We start from the raw sequence: 17231 nt of genomic DNA on the forward strand, positions 1-17231 counted from the left end.
CTCAACCCCGCTTCTGATCGCTGCCGTCCCAGCGCAAGGGTACGGGGAGGGCGCCCCCGAGGACGTCCGCGACCCAGGCGGCTTCGGCGGGGGTCACGGGGTCGGTGAGCGCGTCGAGGAGCGTCGGATGGTCACAGCCGGCGGCCTCCAGCGCGGCGAGCAGCGGCTCCGTCCGGCCCGCGCGGGCCAGTTCCCGTACCCGCTCGGTGCACCACGGCTCGGTGGCCAGGCGGGCGACCCGCTGCCGGCCCAGCCGTACCAGTTCCTCCAGCCCGTCGAAGGGGAAGACGTCACTCCCGGCGTACCGGAGCGTGCCGGCCACTCCCTCCCCCGGCACCGACAGGTAGTCGGCGACCTGCGCCTCGCTCAGCACTCGCGGCGCGTACGGGAACAGCGGCTCCTGCTCGGCGGGCGGCACCGGTACGCGCAGCGAGCGGAGGGCCGACCCGAGCAGGTCGCGTACCGCCTCGGCGTCGTCTTCGGAGGTGACCGGCGCGAACCGGCACAGCAGCGCGACCGGCAGCCCGGGGTGCGGCAGCGACGGATCGTCCAGCGCCACGACCCGCCCGATCAGGTCGAGCTCCGGCCAGCGCAGCCCGTGCGGATGCCACCGCGAGCGGTCGTCCCAGGCCATCGGGATCGGCTCGCTGCTGCCCGGCGTACGCAGGCCGAGCGCGTAGGTGCCGTACTGCCGGTCGAGGTCGAGCACCAGGCCGTATCCGCCCGCGACCGGGAAGGTGGCGCGCAGGTCAGCCGGGTCGGGATCGGCGTCCGGCGAGGCGCGGAAGAAGTAGTCGGCCCAGAACTCCGGATCGTGGCTGAGCGTCCGCAGGGCTTCGGGTACCGGCACGAAGCAACATCCTGCCCCACCGATAGGCTGGCTGTCCCATGTCCAAGACTTCAAACGCCGCCGACCGGCGAGGGCTTACCGATGCGCAGCGCAACGCCGTGGCCGAGCTGATGCGGGTCTCTCCGATCGCCGACGAGCTCGGCCGCCGCTTCACCAAGGCCGGGTACGAGTTGCACCTGGTCGGCGGTTCGGTGCGCGACGCGCTGCTCGGGCGGCTCGGCGACGACCTGGACTTCACCACCGACGCCCACCCCGACGACATCCTGCGCGTGCTCAAGGGCTGGGCGGAGAGCACCTGGGAGACCGGGCGCGAGTTCGGCACGATCGGCGCGCAGCGGCACGGGATGCGGCTGGAGATCACCACCTTCCGCTCCGAGGCGTACGACGGGGTGACCCGCAATCCGGTGGTCCGGTTCGGCGACAACCTCCTGGACGACCTGCGGCGGCGCGACTTCACCGTCAACGCGATGGCGGTGAGCCTGCCCGATCACCGCTTCACCGACCCGTACGGCGGCCTCGACGACCTCGCCGCCCGGCGCATCCGCACGCCGGGCACGCCGCAGGAGTCGTTCGGCGACGATCCGCTGCGCATGCTCCGGGCCGCGCGGTTCGCCGCTCAGCTGCGCTTCACGGTCGACCCCGACGTGGTGGCCGCGATGACCTCGATGGCCGCCGATCTCGACCGGATCACGGTCGAGCGGATCCGCGACGAGTTCACCAAGCTGCTCAGCGGCGCCGACCCGGTCGCCGGGCTGCGCCTGCTGGTCGACACCGGCCTGGCCGTCCGCTTCCTGCCGGAGCTGCCCGGGCTCAAGCTCGCGATCGACGAGCACGCCCAGCACAAGGACGTCTACGAGCACACGCTCACGGTCGTCAGCAACGCGGTGCGGCTGGAGGGCGGCGCGGAGGCCGACTTCGTGCTGCGCATGGCGGCGCTGATGCACGACATCGGCAAGCCCGCGACCAAGGCGGTCGGTCCGGACAACCGGGTCAGCTTCCACCACCACGAGGTGGTCGGCGCGCGCATGACCAAGCTGCGCATGAAGGAGCTGCGCTACCCCAAGGACGTCACCTCCGACGTGGTCAAGCTGGTCGCGCTGCACCTGCGTTTCTACGGGTACGGGCGAGGCGAGTGGACCGACTCGGCCGTGCGGCGGTACGTGGCGGACGCCGGCGACCTGCTCCCCCGGCTGCACAAGCTCACGCGCTCCGACTGCACCACGCGCAACCGGCGCAAGGCGGCCCAGCTCGCGTCCGACTACGACACGCTGGAGGCGCGGATCGCGCAGATCCAGGCCGACGAGGACCTGGCCCGCGTCCGCCCCGACCTCGACGGCAACGCGATCATGGAGCTGCTCGGGGTACCGCCCGGCCCGATCGTGGGTCGCGCCTGGCGGCACCTCAAGGAGATCCGGCTCGAACACGGCCCACTCGACCGCGACGAGGCCGAGGCCGAGCTTCTCCGCTGGGCCCGTGACGAAGGTGTGATCTAGTCCAGGCCGGTTTGTTGGTTACCGGGCGTGGCACACCTCGGCTACCGTCGCTCGCGAATGTGAGCTGCCGTCGGTTGGCGCTCGACGAGGTTGGGGAGGCAGCTGATGCAGCCGTGTGCGGTTTGCGGAGGCGTACAGGTGGACGCCGCCGGTTACTGCACGCAGTGCCGCACCTTCCGGGGCCTGCCTCAGCACCTACCGCCGCCGAGTTATCCACAGGCTCCCCCGCAGGCGTACCCCGGTTATCCACAGCCCGGGAGCCCGCCGGCCTATCCGACGAGCGTGCCTCCGGCGTACGCGCAGCAGACCAGCGGCGGCGGCTACCCGGGGTTTCCACAGCCCTCGCAGCCCCCGCAGCGCGGCCGCTCCTACCTCATTCCTCTGACGGCACTCTCCGCGACGCTGGTCGTACTCGTCGTGGCGATCGTGATCGTGGTCGCCATGCGGAGCGGGGATGACGACCCGATCACCAGCCCCACCCCCGGTCCCACCAGCGCCAGCCCGCGTGCGAGCGTGAGCGCGAGCCCTGCCAGTGACGTGGACCAGTGCGTGATCGGCACCTGGCGGGTCACGTCGCACAAGGAGGACGTGCCGGTCGACGACGTCAAGGTGACCTTCATCGGCGGCGAGGGGGCGATGCTCCGGCTCGACGCCGACGGCACGGGCGAGACCGACTACCGCAGCGGCACCGAGTTCCAGGGCACGTCCGGCGGGCGCACGTACAAGCTGGAGGTCTCCGGCCGGCTCACCTTCAAGTACACGGCCCGCGGCGGCAGCACCCGCTTCACCGACGTCGACTCCAACGCCAGCGGCAAGCTCTTCATCAACGGCGTGCAGTACGGCGGCTCGGTCCCGTTCAACGCGGAGGGCGACTCGTCGCGCTACACCTGCTCGACCGACCTGCTGACGCGGCAGACGTTCCTCTACACGACCGAGTACGAGCGGGTCAGCTGAGCACGACTGTCACACCCCTGGGGAGAATGGGGTGATGCGTTGGGTGGTGATCGACTCCCCCATCGACGAGCTCTCCGTGGCGGTCGACGACATCGGCGTGTGCGGGGTGCGCTTCGGCGCGGTGGAGGGCGCGGTCGAGGCACACGATGCTCGCCTCGACGCGGCGGTCGGCGAGATCCGCGCCTACTTCGCCGGCGAGCTGACCGACTTCACCGTGCCGCTGTCGGTGCGGCGGGGCAGCGACTTCGAGCGGGCGGTGTGGCACCAGATGACGCTCATCCCCTACGGCGAGATGCGCACATATGGCGAGGTGGCGGCCGCGGTGGGCGATCCGGGCGGGGCTCGGGCGGTCGGTGTCGCGTGCAACCGCAACCCGATCCCGGTCATCGTGCCGTGCCACCGCATCGTGGGCGCCGGCGGCAAGCTGGTCGGCTTCGGCGGTGGGCTCCCCCGCAAGCGTTACCTGCTCGAGTTGGAGGCGCGGGTCGCCCTCCAGCGCGCCTGGCAGTGACTGGCTCCCGACCGTCGCGCCCGGCGTTCGTACCAGATATGTGTTGGCATGGAAACGGGCCGGGACCTCGCGGTCCCGGCCCGTCATCGCGCGGTGGTCAGCGCTCGACCTCGCCCTTGATGAAGCCCTCGACGGCCGCGTGCGCCTCGTGGTCGGCGTACTGCACCGGGGGTGACTTCATGAAGTAGGACGACGCCGAGAGGATCGGGCCGCCGATGCCGCGGTCCTTGGCGATCTTCGCGGCGCGGAGCGCGTCGATGATGACGCCGGCCGAGTTGGGCGAGTCCCAGACCTCGAGCTTGAGCTCGGCGTTGAGCGGGGTGTCGCCGAACGACTTGCCTTCCAGCCGGATGTACGCCCACTTGCGGTCGTCGAGCCACGGCACGTGGTCGGACGGTCCGATGTGGACGTCGGACTTGGCCATCTCGTGCGGCACCTGGGAGGTCACCGACTGCGTCTTGGAGATCTTCTTCGAGACGAGCCGGCTGCGCTCCAACATGTTCATGAAGTCCATGTTGCCGCCGAAGTTGAGCTGGTAGGTGCGGAGCAGCTCCACGCCCCGGTCTTCGAAGAGCTTGGCCAGCGCGCGGTGCACGATCGTGGCGCCCACCTGGCTCTTGATGTCGTCGCCGACGATCGGCAGCCCGGCGTCTTCGAACTTCTTGGCCCACACCGGGTCGGAGGCGATGAACACCGGGAGCGCGTTGACGAACGCGCAGCCCGCGTCGATCGCCGCCTGGGCGTAGAACTTGTCGGCCTCCTCGGAGCCCACCGGGAGGTAGGAGACGACCACGTCGACCCGCGCGTCGCGCAGCGCCTTCACGACGTCGACCGGCCGCTCGTCGGACTCCTCGATGATCTCGCGGTAGTACTGCCCCAGGCCGTCGAAGGTCGGGCCACGCTGCACCTGCACGCCGGTTGGCGGCACGTCGCACAGCTTGATGGTGTTGTTTTCGCTGGCGACGATCGCCTCGGCGAGATCCCGGCCCACCTTCTTGGCATCCACGTCAAACGCCGCGACGAACTCCACGTCTGAAACGTGGTAGTCGCCGAAGGTGACGTGCATGAGACCCGGGACGCGGTCGGTGGGGTCGGCGTTCCGATAGAACTCCACGCCCTGCACGAGAGACGAGGCGCAGTTACCGACACCGACGATGGCCACGCGTACGGAGCCCATCGCGTTTGCCTCCTTCTTGTTCATCACGGCCGCTCCGGCATGTTCCTGGTAGACCCAGTCCTGGACGGTCCAGGCGGAGGCGGGCTGTCTTCAACGGGTGGGCTGCCCGCGGCGTCAGCCGCGGGTGCCCGGCCGGAGCGCTCGTTGGCGATGAGCTCCTCCAGCCACCGGACCTCGCGCTCGCACGCGTCAAGTCCGTGGCGTTGCAGTTCGAGCGTGTAGGCGTCGAGCCGCTCGGTGGCGCGGGCCAGCACGTCGCGCAGGCCCTCCCGGCGCTCTTCGACCTTGCGGCGGCGACCTTCGAGGATGCGCAGCCGCGTAGCCCGATCGGTGCGAGCGAAGAAAGCGAAGTGAACGCCGAAGCCTGCGTCGTCGTACGTCTCCGGCCCCGCCTGTGCGAGCAGGTCGGCGAAACGCTCCTTGCCCTCCGCTGTGATCTTGTAGACAACGCGCCCGCGGCGGCTGGTGAGGGGTGGGACCTCGTCGGCCCCCACGACCGCCTCCCCCGCCTCGGTGATCCAGCCGGCCCCTTGGAGTCGCCGCAATGTGGGGTAAAGAGTGCCGTAGCTGATCGCCGCGCGGATCGCGCCGAGCTTTGTGGCGAGTTCCTTGCGCAGCTCATAGCCGTGCATCGGAGACTCCTGCAGCAGGCCCAGGATGGCGAGCTCGAGCACGTCTCACCCTCCTTACCCGCTGGTGGACTTGCGTTAACCGACCCGATGTATCGGCCCGATACATCGCACGGTAGCTCGGCGGTGGCCGGAGGGCAAACATCAGAATCGAGTGGTGCGATAGCGGAGAGTGACGGTTGTCGCCTCCTCGGCCGGAAACGCGTACCCTCGTGCGCATGCGCACGCAGCGGCAGGTCGTCGACTACTCGCTTCAGAAGCGAGCGCTGCTGCGTGAGGTCCTTTCCGGCCGCGTGGGGACCTACGAGGTCTGCGATGCCTCCCCCTACTTGAAGAACGCAGCTCGCTTCCACGGTGAGCCCACCGACCGGCGCTGCCCGATCTGCCGCCGGGAAAACCTGACGCTCGTCCACTACATCTATGGGGATGAGCTGAAGCAGTCGGCCGGACAGGCCCGCACCCGCACTGAGCTGCCGGTGCTGGCGATGACTTTCCGTGAGTTCCAGGTCTACGTGGTGGAGGTCTGCCGCGCCTGCGATTGGAACCACCTCGTCGAGCAGTTCCTGCTCGGCCGCGACGGGCTGACCGATGAGCCCGTCGCCGAGACGGCCGCCGCCGTCGGCTCATCCACTTCAGGTTCATCCGCTACCGGCGTTGGGGCGCCGGCGACCAAACGAAGGCGAGAGGCCCGACGGTGACCAACGCTTGCCTGAACGACGGGGTGGAGGACCCGAAGTGGCGGGGCAAGCAATCACTCGTTAATCGGATAAGTCCGAATTTGTCGGGCGAAGCCTTGCTCGGCCACTTGACCGGGCTGGCGCTAGAAGGTGTCCTAACTCACCGCAACACGGTGGTGTCGCAGGCGCGCGCCACCGCGACCGGCAGGGTGTGACGAATGAACTCGTACGACGACCCTAGTTCCGCGCGCGGTCGGGCCAATGTTTCCGGCCCGTCCGACGACTACGGGGCCCCACAGGCCCGTGGGTCGGCACGCGGCGGCTCCGAGGGTGGCTGGTCCCGCAGCGGCGACGGGTACGGCTCCGGGCCGGCCCCCCGCTCCACGCCGGGCCGCGCGCCCGCGGGCTCCTCGGGACGGGCATCGGTCGGCCCCTCGTCTTCGGGGCGGGCCTCTGTTGGCGCCTCGTCCGGGCGGGCCTCTGCCGGCCGGGCATCCGTCGGTTCGGCATCCGTCGGCTCGGCCTCGGTCGGTTCCGCCTCGGGCGGCTCGGCTGGGCGGGCGTCCGTCGGTGGTTCCGCCGGCCGGGCGACGGTCGGCCGCGCCTCCGTGCGCCCCACGTCGCCGGCAGGCCCCGGGTTCGGACGCCCCGACGTGCTGGAGGGGCCTGGTGGGCCGGGCGGGCCGACCGGCCCCGGACGGCGGGCCGCGAAGGGCGGCAAGGGCGACCCCGCGGCGATCAAGCGGGCCAAGCGGCGCAAGCGGATCAACTGGATCGTCGCCGGCTTCGCGGTCGTGGTCATGATGGCCGGCGCCGGCGTGGTCGGGCTCACCTGGTTCTACGACGACGTCCCGACCTACAACACCGAAGAGCTCCAGGCCACCACGATCGTCTACGAGGACGGCAAGACCCAGCTGGCCAAGCTCGGCGAGGTCAACCGCACGCTCGTGCCGCACGACAAGATCTCCGAAGTGGTCAAGCACGCGGTGGTGGCCGCGGAGGACAAGAACTTCCAGAACCACGAGGGCATCGACCTCAAGGGCATCGCCCGCGCCGCGTGGAACAACTTCACCGGTGGCGACACACAGGGCGCCTCGACGATCACGCAGCAGTACGCGCGGCACGCCGCCGACCTCAGCGGCATCAACTACAACCGCAAGATCCGTGAGGCGGTGCTGGCCCGGAAGCTGGAGCAGGACTACGACAAGGACCAGATCCTCGGCTTCTACCTCAACGCGATCTACTTCGGCCGCGGTGCGTACGGCATCGAGGCGGCCGCACAGTCGTACTTCGGCAAGTCGGTCCTGGTGCAGCCGGGACAGAAAAACGCCCTCACCAAGGAGGAAGCCGCCGTCCTGGCCGCGGTGATCAAGCAGCCGGAGCCCGACAAGGTCACGGGTCACAAGGGCTACGACCCGCAGACCAACCCGGAAGCGGCCAAGGACCGGTGGGGCTACACGCTCAACAACATGGTCGAGAAGAACTGGATGACCGCGGAGGAGCGAGCCAAGGCCGCCTATCCGGAGAAGACGCTGAAGGAGTACAACCCGAAGTTGTGCAACATCGGTTGCGGCGCCGACAAGCCCACCGGCAACGTGATCAACTACGTGCGCGACGAGCTTGAGGCGATGGGCATCCCGGCCGCCGACTGGAAGAAGGGCGGCTACCGGATCACCACCACGATCAACCAGAAGGCGCAGAAGGCGGCGGAAGACGCGGCCCGCAACGCCTCGAAGGTCTCGCCGATGAACAAGCTGCCCAAGCACTACAGGGCGGCGCTGGTGGCTGTCGACCCCACCAACGGGCGCGTGCTGGCCTACTACGGCGGGGAAAACGGCACCGGATACGACTACGCCGGCCTCAACGAGGGTGGCAAGTCGGGCGGGCACGCCCCGGGCTCGACGTTCAAGATCTACACGCTCGCGGCGGCGTTGCGCGCGGAGATCCCGATGGACTCCCGCTGGGACGCCACCAAGGACGACGACAACGGGCGGAAGATCTCCAACGCCGGCCGCGAGGCCAACCAGATCTCCTGCGGTAAGAACTGCACGCTCGAGCAGTCGACGATCTCCTCGTTCAACGTGCCGTTCTACTGGATCGCCGACAGCATCGGGCCGCACAAGGTGGTGGAAGCGGCGCGCGATGCCGGCATCCGCACGATGTTCGACACCAGCAAGGGCCAGCCGCACGACCTCACGTCGGCCGACCCGAAGGAGCTCGCGCCGACGCACTTCGACAACGAGGTGGCGTTCGGCCAGTACCCGATCACGGTGCTCGACCACGCCAACGGTGTGGCGACGCTCGCCAACCGTGGCGTCTACAACAAGGCCCACTTCATTGTGTCCGTGGAAAAGCGCGGCGCGAACGGCCAGTTCGTCAAGGTCGCCGGCAAGGGCGAAAAGCTCGCTCCGGAGCCCAGGTTCGTGGCCAACCAGATCGACGACATCAACGCCGTGCTCCAGAAGATCCCGGGCAACATCAACAACAAGCTGGATGACGGCCGCCCAGCGACCGGCAAGACCGGCACCTGGGAGCTCAACCAGGAGCGCAGCGACAACGGTGACGCCTGGATGGTCGGCGCGACACCGCAGGTGGCCGCCGCGGTTTGGGTCGGCACGGAGGGCCAGCGGCGGGCGATCAAGGAAGCGAACGGCAGATCGAACATGACCGGCTCCGGCACGCCGGCGGCGATCTGGGAGCTCTTCATGGACCGGTTCCACAAGGATCTCGGCCTGGAGGTCAAGCGGTTCGAGGAGCGGAAGAACACCGGCGACCCGGACAGCCCGTACCCGAACGGGGTGGCGCCGCCACCGCCGCCCCCGACGCCCGGCAACAACAACTGTGGCCTGCTGCCCGACATCCTCTGCCCGGACCGCGACCGTGACCGTGACCGGGATCGTGACAACAACGGAAACGGCAACCAGCAGCCCAACCCGGGCGGCCCGACCAGCGGACCGCCACTGCAAGGTGGGCTCCCCGGTGGCGGCGGCGGAGGCGACGACTAGCGCCGGTCCGTCCCTTTACTCGACGGTTGCTGGGATCCGCGCGGCAAGACCGCGCGGATCCAGCCGTCGATAGGGCATGATGCCTCTTTATGAGCGAGCGGTCTCCTGGCATCGATGGATCTGAACGTGTGGATCATCCCGCGCAGTCAGACGGGTTCGTTCGAGGGCTTTCAGAGGCGATCGGCGGTCCCATCGGCAAGCACGCGGCCGGCAGCGACCGGCCGCAGGCGCAGTGGGGCGGGCGGTTCTGGACCGCGACCCGCATCGTCATCGCGCTGACCTGCCTCACGCTCGCCCTGCACTGGGTGCAAAAATCCCCCTGCCGTGACGGCGCCTGGGCAGACCACATCCAGTACACGCGCTTCTGCTACACCGACGTGCTGGCCCTCTACTACGCCGAAGGGCTCAACGAGGGCAAGGTCCCCTACCGCGATCACCCGGTCGAATACCCGGTGCTGACCGGATACTTCATGGGCGTCCTCGGCCTGCCGGTGCACGCGCTCGGCGAGAGCCGGCCGGAGCTCAACCAGGCGCTGTGGTTCTACGATGCCAACGCCCTGGTGCTCGGAGCGCTGGCGGTCGCCACAGTCGCCACGATCCTGGCCGTACGCCGACGACGACCCTGGGACGCGGCGATGTTCGCGCTATCCCCCGCGCTGTTCGTCACCGCCACCGTCAACTGGGACTTCCTCGCCATCGGGCTGGCCGCCTTCGGCATGTACGCCTGGGCGAAACGACATCCGGTCGCCGCCGGCATCCTGCTGGGGCTGGCCGGCGCGGCGAAGATGTGGCCGCTGTTCATACTCGGGCCGATCCTGGTGCTCGGCCTGCGCACCGAGCGGCTGCGGCAGGCGCTGCTCGCCCTCGGCACGGCGCTGGTCACAGTCGTGGCGGTCAACCTGCCGGCCGCCATCCCGTACCGGGAAAACTGGGATCGCTTCTTCGAGCTCAACACCGAGCGGCCGATCGACTGGGGCACGCTCTGGTACATCGGTCGATATCTCGACGGCAAGTGGAACTCGGGCTCGCCCGGTGACATGGGCCCGTTCCAGTGGCTCAGCAACAACGTTCCGACGCTCAACTACCTCACGTACGCGCTGTTCGGCCTCTCCTGCCTCGCGATCGCCGCGCTGGCGCTCTTCGCGCCGCGCAAGCCCCGGCTCGCCGCGCTCGCTTTCCTCGTCGTGGCCTCGTTCTTGATCTTCAGCAAGGTCTGGTCCCAGCAGTACGTACTGTGGCTGGTGCCGCTCGCCGTGCTGGCCCGGCCGCGGTGGGGCGCGTTCCTCGCCTGGCAGGTCGCCGAGCTGCTGTACTTCGTGTCGTTCTACGGCGAGCTGCTCGGCGCCGCCGGCAAGCCGGTCTTCCCGGAGGGCGTGTTCGTGCTCGCCTCGACGCTGCGCCTGGTCACGGTCGCCGTCCTGTGTGGACTGATCGTGCGCGACATCCTCCAGCCTGAGCGTGACCCGGTGCGGCAGACCTACGAAGACGACCCGGACGGCGGCATCTTCGACGGCATCGCCGACGCCCCATGGCTGGTCCGATGGCGCGAACGCCGCGCCGAGAACGACAGACCACCGGCCGACGAGGCCCCGCCCTCAGCCCGCGAGCCCGCGACGGTCTGAGCTGTCGGGCGGGGTCGTGTGACCGCGGTGGCCGGTCGACCGCGACCTCCAGCCCAAGGGGCCGGGTCCGTGCGTGGCCACCGCTGACAAGCGGGGCTTGAAACAGCGGAGGGTGAGGCTGCGGGAGCAGCGGTCTCGACCGCGACGGGCATCGCGGCAGCCCACATCTGTCCTTTGAAATGGGTCTCTAGGTCAAAGTCGGTAGACGATCGTGTCGCCGATCTCCTCGCGCTCGATGCCCAGCGAGTCGACGGGCAGGTCGACGGCCGACTGCCACGGCGTGCCGAGCAGCTCGTCGCGGAGCAGCACGACCGTCTTGATGCCCAGCTCCCGCAGGTAGTCGACGCTGGCCTGGTCGGGGAACGTCTCCGCCGCCTCCCGCGTGCGTGTCTGCCGGGCCGGCTGGAAACCGCTGGTGCCGTTGACCACCTGCTGGAAGCGAGTGGTCGTCCAGAGCATGACGTTCTGCTCGTACATGAGGTTGAACGGCAGCACCAGCATCGGGCCGGGCTCGGTGCGCATGGCCTGCGGCTGCGGGGGTACGACGGGGTGTGGCGTGGTGTTGAGGCCCTCGACCAGCACGAGCACCAGCGGCACGAGCGTGACCAGGCGGAGCAGCACGCCGGGGCGTTTGGTGACCCGGGTATCGGCGATGTCGTTGACCCGGCGGACGAGCGCGCTCACCGCACCCGCCGCGAGGATGCCGAGCAGCAGCGTCGTCCACAGCATGAGCCGGCCCGGCGTGCGCAGGCCGTCCCATCCCGGCAGGTAGTTGAAGAGCGGCAGGTAGGTATAGGTGCCGCCGAAGAAGTTGGGGCCCATCGCGAGGATCCCGGTGACCAGCACGCCGGCGAGCAGCAGCAGGCGGTGGCGGAGCTTCCAGATCGAGAAGAAGAGGCCGGCGAGGGCGAGCGCGTACAGCACGTAGCCCGGCAGCAGCGTCATCTCGGCCGGCCATCGGAGGCCCGCTCGCACGTCTTCGTGCAGGCCACCCCAGAGCCACGACTCCATGGGCGCGATGAAGAAGCCGCTCGGCGGCGGCGCGTACGCCTCCAGGTCTTCGATCCGGCGGGTCGCCTCGGGGTGCAGGTGTGCCACCTCGAAGTACGGCAGCGAGAGCAGGATGCCGGTCGCCCCGAAGATCAAGCCGCCGAAGAGGTCGGCGAGGACCATGCGCGTGCCGAACGGCCGCCGCACCCGCCAGTGCCGTATCCGCCGTCCGAGCCGGATCGCCAGCGTGACGATCCCGATCAGCCCGAGCACGTACGCGAACACGAGCCCGATGCCGAAACCGAGGCTGAGCTGCCACGCCGCCACGAGCCAGCCGGCGAGTGCCCAGCCCGCGTGGCGGCGCTCCGGGCGGTATCCGTGTGCCAGCGACCAGCCGTGCCCCCGCGCCAGCATCGCGAGCGCGAGCGGGATGCCGCCGTTGGAGACGATGTGCAGGTGTCCGGCCTGGGCGAGCAGCCACGGCGCGTACGTGTACGCGACACCGGCCACGATCGCGCCGGTGCGGCCCGCGCCAAGCTGGCGGACCAGCGCGTACGCCCCGAAGGTCGCCAGCGCGTGGGCCAGTACGAAGAGGATGTTGTAGCGGAGGATCGCCGCGTTTGGGCCCTCCCCGATCATGCCGGCGGGCGCGTACCCGAGCAGCGTGTCGGAGAACGCGAAGCTCAGCCGCTCGGGGAAGAAGGTGTTCGAGTCCCAGAGCTGGGTCGGGTCGCTGAGCAGGATGTGCCCCGACCAGGCCATCTGCCAGGCTTGCAGGGCCGGGTCGTGGAAGTCCTGCGGCAGCGTGTGCAACGGGTACTGAAGCGTGGGCCAGGTCATCAGCACGGCGAGCACGATCGAGCCGACGCTGGCGAGTGTCCACTCGTGCACCAGGAAGCGGCCGATCGCCCGCCCGACGCGCCGGGGCCGGGTGAGTGGACGCTCCGGCTCAGGTCCGAAGGCGGCGAACGGGTCGCGCGGCGGCTCGTCCTTCACCTTGGTCTCGCCGTCGCTGGCGTCCTTGCCCTTCTCGCCCTCGGCTCCGGGCTTGTCTTCGGCGGTCTTCTCGCCGGGGGCGGCCTTGTCTGCGGCGGTCTTGCCGTCGGCGGCGGCTTTGGGGTCCGTGACCTTGCTGTCCGCGGCGGCTTTGGGGTCCGTGACCTTGCTGTCCGCGGTGGCCTTGGGGTCCGTGACCTTGCTGTCCGCGGCGGCCGCCGCCTTATCGGCTCGGTCGGCCGGCGTCTCGTCGGCTGGCCTCGGTGTCGGTGCCCCGTCGCCGGACCGCGCCGCCGTGGGCGCGTCGGACCCACCGTCGCCGCTGGTGGGCGCATTGCCCGCCGGCTCGTCGACGCCTGTGCGTGCGCTCGTCTCCGGAACCGTCGGCCCGGCCTTGACGACCTGCGGCTGCTCCGTGCTCATCGGATGGGCTTTCCTTTTATCGGCCGACTCGGTCACGCAGGAAGGTGATGTCGGCGGCCTGGCCCTCCACGCCGCCCGGCGTTTCCACGACCACCGGCGCGCCGGCCGCGCGCACGACGGCGACCACCAGCTCCGGGTCGATGAGGCCGCTCCCCAGGTTGTCGTGGCGATCGCGCCCCGAGTCGAAGTCGTCCTTGGAGTCGTTGGCGTGGATCAGGTCGATGCGGCCGGTGATCGCCTTGATCCGGTCGACGGCGGTGAGCAGGTCTTCGCCGCCGGCGTGGGCGTGGCAGGTGTCGAGGCAGAAGCCCGGCTCGAACTCGCCGATCGCATCCCACAGCCTGGCCAGCGCGTCGAAGCGGCGGGCACACGCGTTGTCACCGCCCGCCGTGTTCTCGATCAGCACGGGGGTGGCGAAGCCGCCCGACTTCGCCGCGTACTCAAATGCCTTGCGCCAGTTGTCGAAGCCGGTGGCGATGTCTTCGCCCTTCTCGACGTGTCCACCGTGGACGATCAGGCCCTTGGCGCCGACCGCGGCCGCGCCCTGGGCGTGGCTCATCAGCAGCTTGCGGCTGGGGATGCGGATGCGGTTGTTGAGCGTCGCCACATTGATCCGGTAGGGCGCGTGGATGAAGACGTCGACGCCGGACGCGCGGATCGCCTCGGCGTCTTCGCGGGGCGTCGGATCCTTCCACGCCTGTGGGTCGGTGAGGAAGAATTGCATCGTGTCGGCGTCGCGGGCGGTCGCGGCGCCCAGTGGGTCGGTCGAATCGACGTGGGCTCCGATACGCATGGGGTGGAGCCTACGCGAGCGTGAGGAGTGAGGGAGCGCTAGCGACCGAGCCCCGCAGGCGCGATCAAGGGCCGGCTCAGCGGCGCCCGACGCTCCGTCGTTGAGCGGCCGTTCCTGACAAATCACCCGTCACCGGCGACTCGCCCAATTCGTTATTCCGGGTAGATCACAGCCCGGGAGGTCCACCAGTGCGACCTCCCGGGCGTGCCACCGACCTGGGGAGATGGTGAATGCTGTCGCTGGCCCGACACCGCGCCGCCGCCACTGCGGTCGCCGCGCTCTTCGCTACCGCGCCGCTGGTGGCCTCCGCCGCCGCGCAGGCCGCGCCCGCGGGGGAGCCGGTACCGGCGGAGAGCGGCAAGGAGGTCGTGTTCAGCGGCGACCGTGGGATCCTCGGCGTCTCGTGCGCCGCCAACCCCAGCGCCACCTCGGTCACCGTCCCCGCGGAGACCACGCTGCGTGTCGTCAACAAGACGGGGTACCGGGCGAAGCTGCTGCTGGATGGTGCGGCGCAGGGTGAGCTGGCGAACGGGGCCGCCGCGCCAGTGGTGTTCCACCGCGGACCGGTGACGCTCGGGCTCAAGCCCAGCTGCATGATCTCCGACGAGTCGGCGGTGCGCGTGGAAGTCGTCCCGGCGCCTCGCACCAAGGCGCCGGGCTCCTCCACCAAGCCGCCGGCCAGTTCGTCGCGGCCTCCGGCCCCCGGTGAGCGTGACTCGCGCGGCGCGAATCCGGCTGCCACGCCGTCGGCCGCGCTGACCGCCTCCCCCGCCGCCACCGAGACCCCCGAACCGGCGACAGCCAGCGAAGATGGTGGCGACTTGGGCGCTGGCGTGGCTACCGTGGATGAGACATCGGGTACCGGCACGGCGACCGTGGCGGCCGAGGCGCTCTCTTCGGTGCAGCCGGTACGCAAGAGCGGACCAATCGGACTTCTGGCGCTCATCGCTACGGTTTGCGTGGTGGGCGTTTCGGCCGGGGCAATTCGGGCGATTATCGCTCAACGTGCAACCCGGACGAGAGTCGCGTAATATACAAGTTAACAATAGGCTCCGCGGGGCGCCTTCTATCCAACCTCGTCGGTGTGGTCGTTCCTCCCCAGGTCCCACCCAAAGAAGCGGATAGGGCGCCCCGCGGCTCTTCTTGCCGGCAAGCCCGGTATCCTGGTTCGGTTCGCCTCGTCGCCGTGGGCCTATCCCGCGGCGTCACTTGTGCGGACAGACGCACGACCTCCTGCCACGGATGGACCGTGGCCGCCAGACCAGAGGAGGTGAGCACGTCTTGCGTCATTACGAGATCATGGTGATCCTCGATCCAAGCCTCGAGGAGCGCACCGTCGCCCCGTCGTTGGACACGTACCTCAACGTGATCCGCACCGCGGGTGGCTCGGTGGAGAAGCTCGACGTCTGGGGTCGCCGGCGTCTGCAGTTCGAGATCAACAAGAAGGCCGAAGGCATCTACGCGGTCATCGATCTGCAGGCATCCCCTGAGGCGGTCGCGGAGCTGGACCGTCAGCTGCGGCTGAATGAGTCCATTCTGCGTACCAAGGTCATCCGGCCGGACGTCCGCTGACGCGGCGCCGGCTCGCCCGGACAGCCTCGTCGTGTTGTCGTACGGCTCTGAGAGCCTTCCGGCAGACGATGAGTGCGCGAGGAGTTGGTCATGGCAGGAGACACCACCATCACGGTCATCGGCAACCTGACCGATGACCCCGAGTTGCGCTTCACCCCGTCGGGTGCGGCGGTGGCCAAGTTCCGGGTCGCTTCGACGCCCCGGTTCATGGACCGCCAGTCCGGCGAGTGGAAGGACGGCGAGCCGCTGTTCCTGTCCTGCACAGTGTGGCGGCAGGCGGCGGAAAACGTCGCGGAGTCGCTCCAGCGGGGCGCCCGCGTGATCGTCTCGGGTCGGCTGCGCCAGCGGTCGTACGAGACCCGCGAGGGTGAAAAGCGCACCGTCATCGAGCTGGAGGTCGACGAGATCGGCCCCTCGCTGCGGTACGCCACGGCGAAGGTGCAGAAGATGTCGCGTTCTGGCGGCGGTGGCGGCTTCGGATCCGGTGGTGGCGGCGGCCAGGGCGGCGGAGGAAACTTCGACGACCCGTGGGCGACGGCAGCTCCGGCCTCCTCCGGCTCCGGCTCGGGCGGCGGCAGCAACTTCGACGACGAGCCCCCGTTCTAATGCCGGGTCCCCGACGGGGCGGCACAGGATCATCAGGAGCACGAGCAATGGCTAAGGCTGCGGCGCTTCGCAAGCCGAAGAAGAAGGTGAACCCGCTCGACAAGGAGGGGATCACCTACATCGATTACAAGGACACCGCGCTGCTGCGCAAGTTCATCTCCGACCGCGGCAAGATCCGCGCTCGGCGGGTGACCGGGGTGACGTCCCAGCAGCAGCGGCAGATCGCCCGCGCGGTCAAGAACGCCCGCGAGATGGCGCTCCTGCCGTACACCACCACGGCGCGCTGAGGGGAGGCACCACGATGAAGATCATCCTGACTCAGGAGGTGTCCGGCCTCGGCGCCCCGGGTGACGTGGTGGAGGTCAAGGACGGCTACGGCCGTAACTACCTGCTGCCTCAGGGCTTCGCCATCGCGTGGTCGAAGGGCGCGGAAAAGCAGGTCACGGTGATCCGTCGGGCCCGCGAGGCCCGCGAGATCCGCGACCTCGGCCACGCCAACGAGATCAAGGCGCAGATCGAGGGCCTCTCCAAGGTCACGCTGTCGGCCCGTGCCGGCGATGGCGGCCGCCTCTTCGGCTCGGTCACGCCGGCCGAGGTCGTCGAGGCCGTTCGCGTGGCGGGCGGCCCGGCACTCGACCGGCGCCGGCTGGAGCTCCCCGGGCACATCAAGTCGCTCGGCGCCCACCCGGTGCGTGTCAAGCTGCACCCGGAGGTCACCGCGCGGTTCGACCTGACGGTGGTCAAGGCCAAGTAAGGCAAGCAACAGCAGGCGGGGGCGCTTCGGCGCCCCCGTTTCTGTTTGTGAGGCGGGCTCTGCCATACATCCGGTTTGCGTGAGCGGCGTCGTCGGTTGGGCACGCCTGCTCGCCGAGAGCGAGCGGGTCGCGCCAGAAACCAGGGTCGCCGGCCGGGCACGAGCTGACCCGATCCGTC

16 protein-coding genes are annotated in these 17231 nt (G+C 69.6%); 11 read left to right on the top strand and 5 right to left on the bottom strand.

Going from position 1 to position 17231, the window contains the following annotated elements; all coding sequences use genetic code 11:
* Position 1 precedes the first annotated feature (1 nt).
* Positions 2 to 850: a hypothetical protein gene (locus ACFFIA_RS35370; protein ID WP_377259863.1), complete on the bottom strand. Its 849-nt coding sequence runs from the start codon at positions 848 to 850 to the stop codon at positions 2 to 4.
* A 38-nt stretch (positions 851 to 888) separates the two neighbouring features.
* Here ACFFIA_RS35370 and ACFFIA_RS35375 point away from each other — a divergent pair, with 38 nt between their 5' ends.
* From ACFFIA_RS35375 to ACFFIA_RS35385, 3 genes are all read left to right on the top strand, one after another.
* Entirely contained in the window at positions 889 to 2343 is a 1455-nt protein-coding gene (locus ACFFIA_RS35375) for a CCA tRNA nucleotidyltransferase (protein WP_377259866.1), read from the top strand.
* Between the two features lie 282 nt (positions 2344 to 2625).
* Positions 2626 to 3297, top strand: coding sequence for a hypothetical protein (locus ACFFIA_RS35380; RefSeq protein ID WP_377259869.1), 672 nt, complete (start codon positions 2626 to 2628; stop codon positions 3295 to 3297).
* A 34-nt stretch (positions 3298 to 3331) separates the two neighbouring features.
* Positions 3332 to 3808 carry a methylated-DNA--[protein]-cysteine S-methyltransferase gene (locus ACFFIA_RS35385; RefSeq protein ID WP_377259872.1) on the top strand — a complete coding sequence of 159 codons (477 nt, stop codon included), beginning with the start codon at positions 3332 to 3334 and terminating at the stop codon, positions 3806 to 3808.
* Between the two features lie 97 nt (positions 3809 to 3905).
* Here ACFFIA_RS35385 and ACFFIA_RS35390 read toward each other — a convergent pair whose 3' ends face one another.
* Together ACFFIA_RS35390 and ACFFIA_RS35395 are read right to left on the bottom strand one after the other, a co-directional pair.
* Complete coding sequence (locus ACFFIA_RS35390) at positions 3906 to 4985, bottom strand: inositol-3-phosphate synthase (RefSeq protein ID WP_377260297.1); 1080 nt, start codon at positions 4983 to 4985, stop codon at positions 3906 to 3908.
* Positions 4986 to 5008: 23 nt separating this feature from the next.
* Positions 5009 to 5659, bottom strand: a complete 651-nt coding sequence (locus ACFFIA_RS35395) for a PadR family transcriptional regulator (RefSeq protein WP_377259875.1) — start codon at positions 5657 to 5659, stop codon at positions 5009 to 5011.
* A 173-nt stretch (positions 5660 to 5832) separates the two neighbouring features.
* Here ACFFIA_RS35395 and ACFFIA_RS35400 point away from each other — a divergent pair, with 173 nt between their 5' ends.
* The 3 genes from ACFFIA_RS35400 (at position 5833) to ACFFIA_RS35410 (ending at position 10918) form a co-directional block, all read left to right on the top strand.
* Positions 5833 to 6312 carry a DUF5318 domain-containing protein gene (locus ACFFIA_RS35400; protein ID WP_377259878.1) on the top strand — a complete coding sequence of 160 codons (480 nt, stop codon included), beginning with the start codon at positions 5833 to 5835 and terminating at the stop codon, positions 6310 to 6312.
* A gap of 632 nt (positions 6313 to 6944) precedes the next feature.
* A complete protein-coding gene (locus ACFFIA_RS35405; RefSeq protein WP_377259881.1) occupies positions 6945 to 9296 on the top strand; it encodes a transglycosylase domain-containing protein in 2352 nt (783 codons plus the stop codon).
* A gap of 89 nt (positions 9297 to 9385) precedes the next feature.
* A complete protein-coding gene (locus ACFFIA_RS35410; protein WP_377259884.1) occupies positions 9386 to 10918 on the top strand; it encodes a glycosyltransferase family 87 protein in 1533 nt (510 codons plus the stop codon).
* Positions 10919 to 11110: 192 nt separating this feature from the next.
* On the opposite strand, the gene ACFFIA_RS35415 is transcribed toward ACFFIA_RS35410, so the two are convergent.
* Together ACFFIA_RS35415 and ACFFIA_RS35420 are read right to left on the bottom strand one after the other, a co-directional pair.
* A complete protein-coding gene (locus ACFFIA_RS35415) occupies positions 11111 to 13327 on the bottom strand; it encodes a putative glycosyltransferase family protein (protein WP_377259887.1) in 2217 nt (738 codons plus the stop codon).
* A 16-nt stretch (positions 13328 to 13343) separates the two neighbouring features.
* A complete protein-coding gene (locus ACFFIA_RS35420) occupies positions 13344 to 14120 on the bottom strand; it encodes a deoxyribonuclease IV (protein WP_377259890.1) in 777 nt (258 codons plus the stop codon).
* A gap of 299 nt (positions 14121 to 14419) precedes the next feature.
* On the opposite strand from ACFFIA_RS35420, the gene ACFFIA_RS35425 reads away from it, so the two are divergent.
* From ACFFIA_RS35425 to rplI, 5 genes are all read left to right on the top strand, one after another.
* The gene (locus ACFFIA_RS35425; protein WP_377259892.1) at positions 14420 to 15151 is read left to right on the top strand and encodes a hypothetical protein; all 732 of its coding nucleotides are present in this window, start codon (positions 14420 to 14422) and stop codon (positions 15149 to 15151) included.
* A 250-nt stretch (positions 15152 to 15401) separates the two neighbouring features.
* Entirely contained in the window at positions 15402 to 15692 is a 291-nt protein-coding gene (gene rpsF / locus ACFFIA_RS35430) for a 30S ribosomal protein S6 (protein WP_377259895.1), read from the top strand.
* A gap of 72 nt (positions 15693 to 15764) precedes the next feature.
* Complete coding sequence (locus ACFFIA_RS35435; RefSeq protein WP_377259898.1) at positions 15765 to 16298, top strand: single-stranded DNA-binding protein; 534 nt, start codon at positions 15765 to 15767, stop codon at positions 16296 to 16298.
* 47 nt (positions 16299 to 16345) lie between these two features.
* On the top strand, positions 16346 to 16585 hold the full coding sequence (gene rpsR / locus ACFFIA_RS35440; RefSeq protein ID WP_173040721.1) for a 30S ribosomal protein S18: 240 nt from the start codon (positions 16346 to 16348) through the stop codon (positions 16583 to 16585).
* Positions 16586 to 16599: 14 nt separating this feature from the next.
* Positions 16600 to 17052 carry a 50S ribosomal protein L9 gene (rplI, locus tag ACFFIA_RS35445; protein ID WP_377259901.1) on the top strand — a complete coding sequence of 151 codons (453 nt, stop codon included), beginning with the start codon at positions 16600 to 16602 and terminating at the stop codon, positions 17050 to 17052.
* Positions 17053 to 17231: the final 179 nt, after the last annotated feature.

The sequence above is a fragment of the Phytohabitans kaempferiae genome (genome assembly GCF_042433955.1).
Taxonomy (GTDB): domain Bacteria; phylum Actinomycetota; class Actinomycetes; order Mycobacteriales; family Micromonosporaceae; genus Phytohabitans; species Phytohabitans kaempferiae.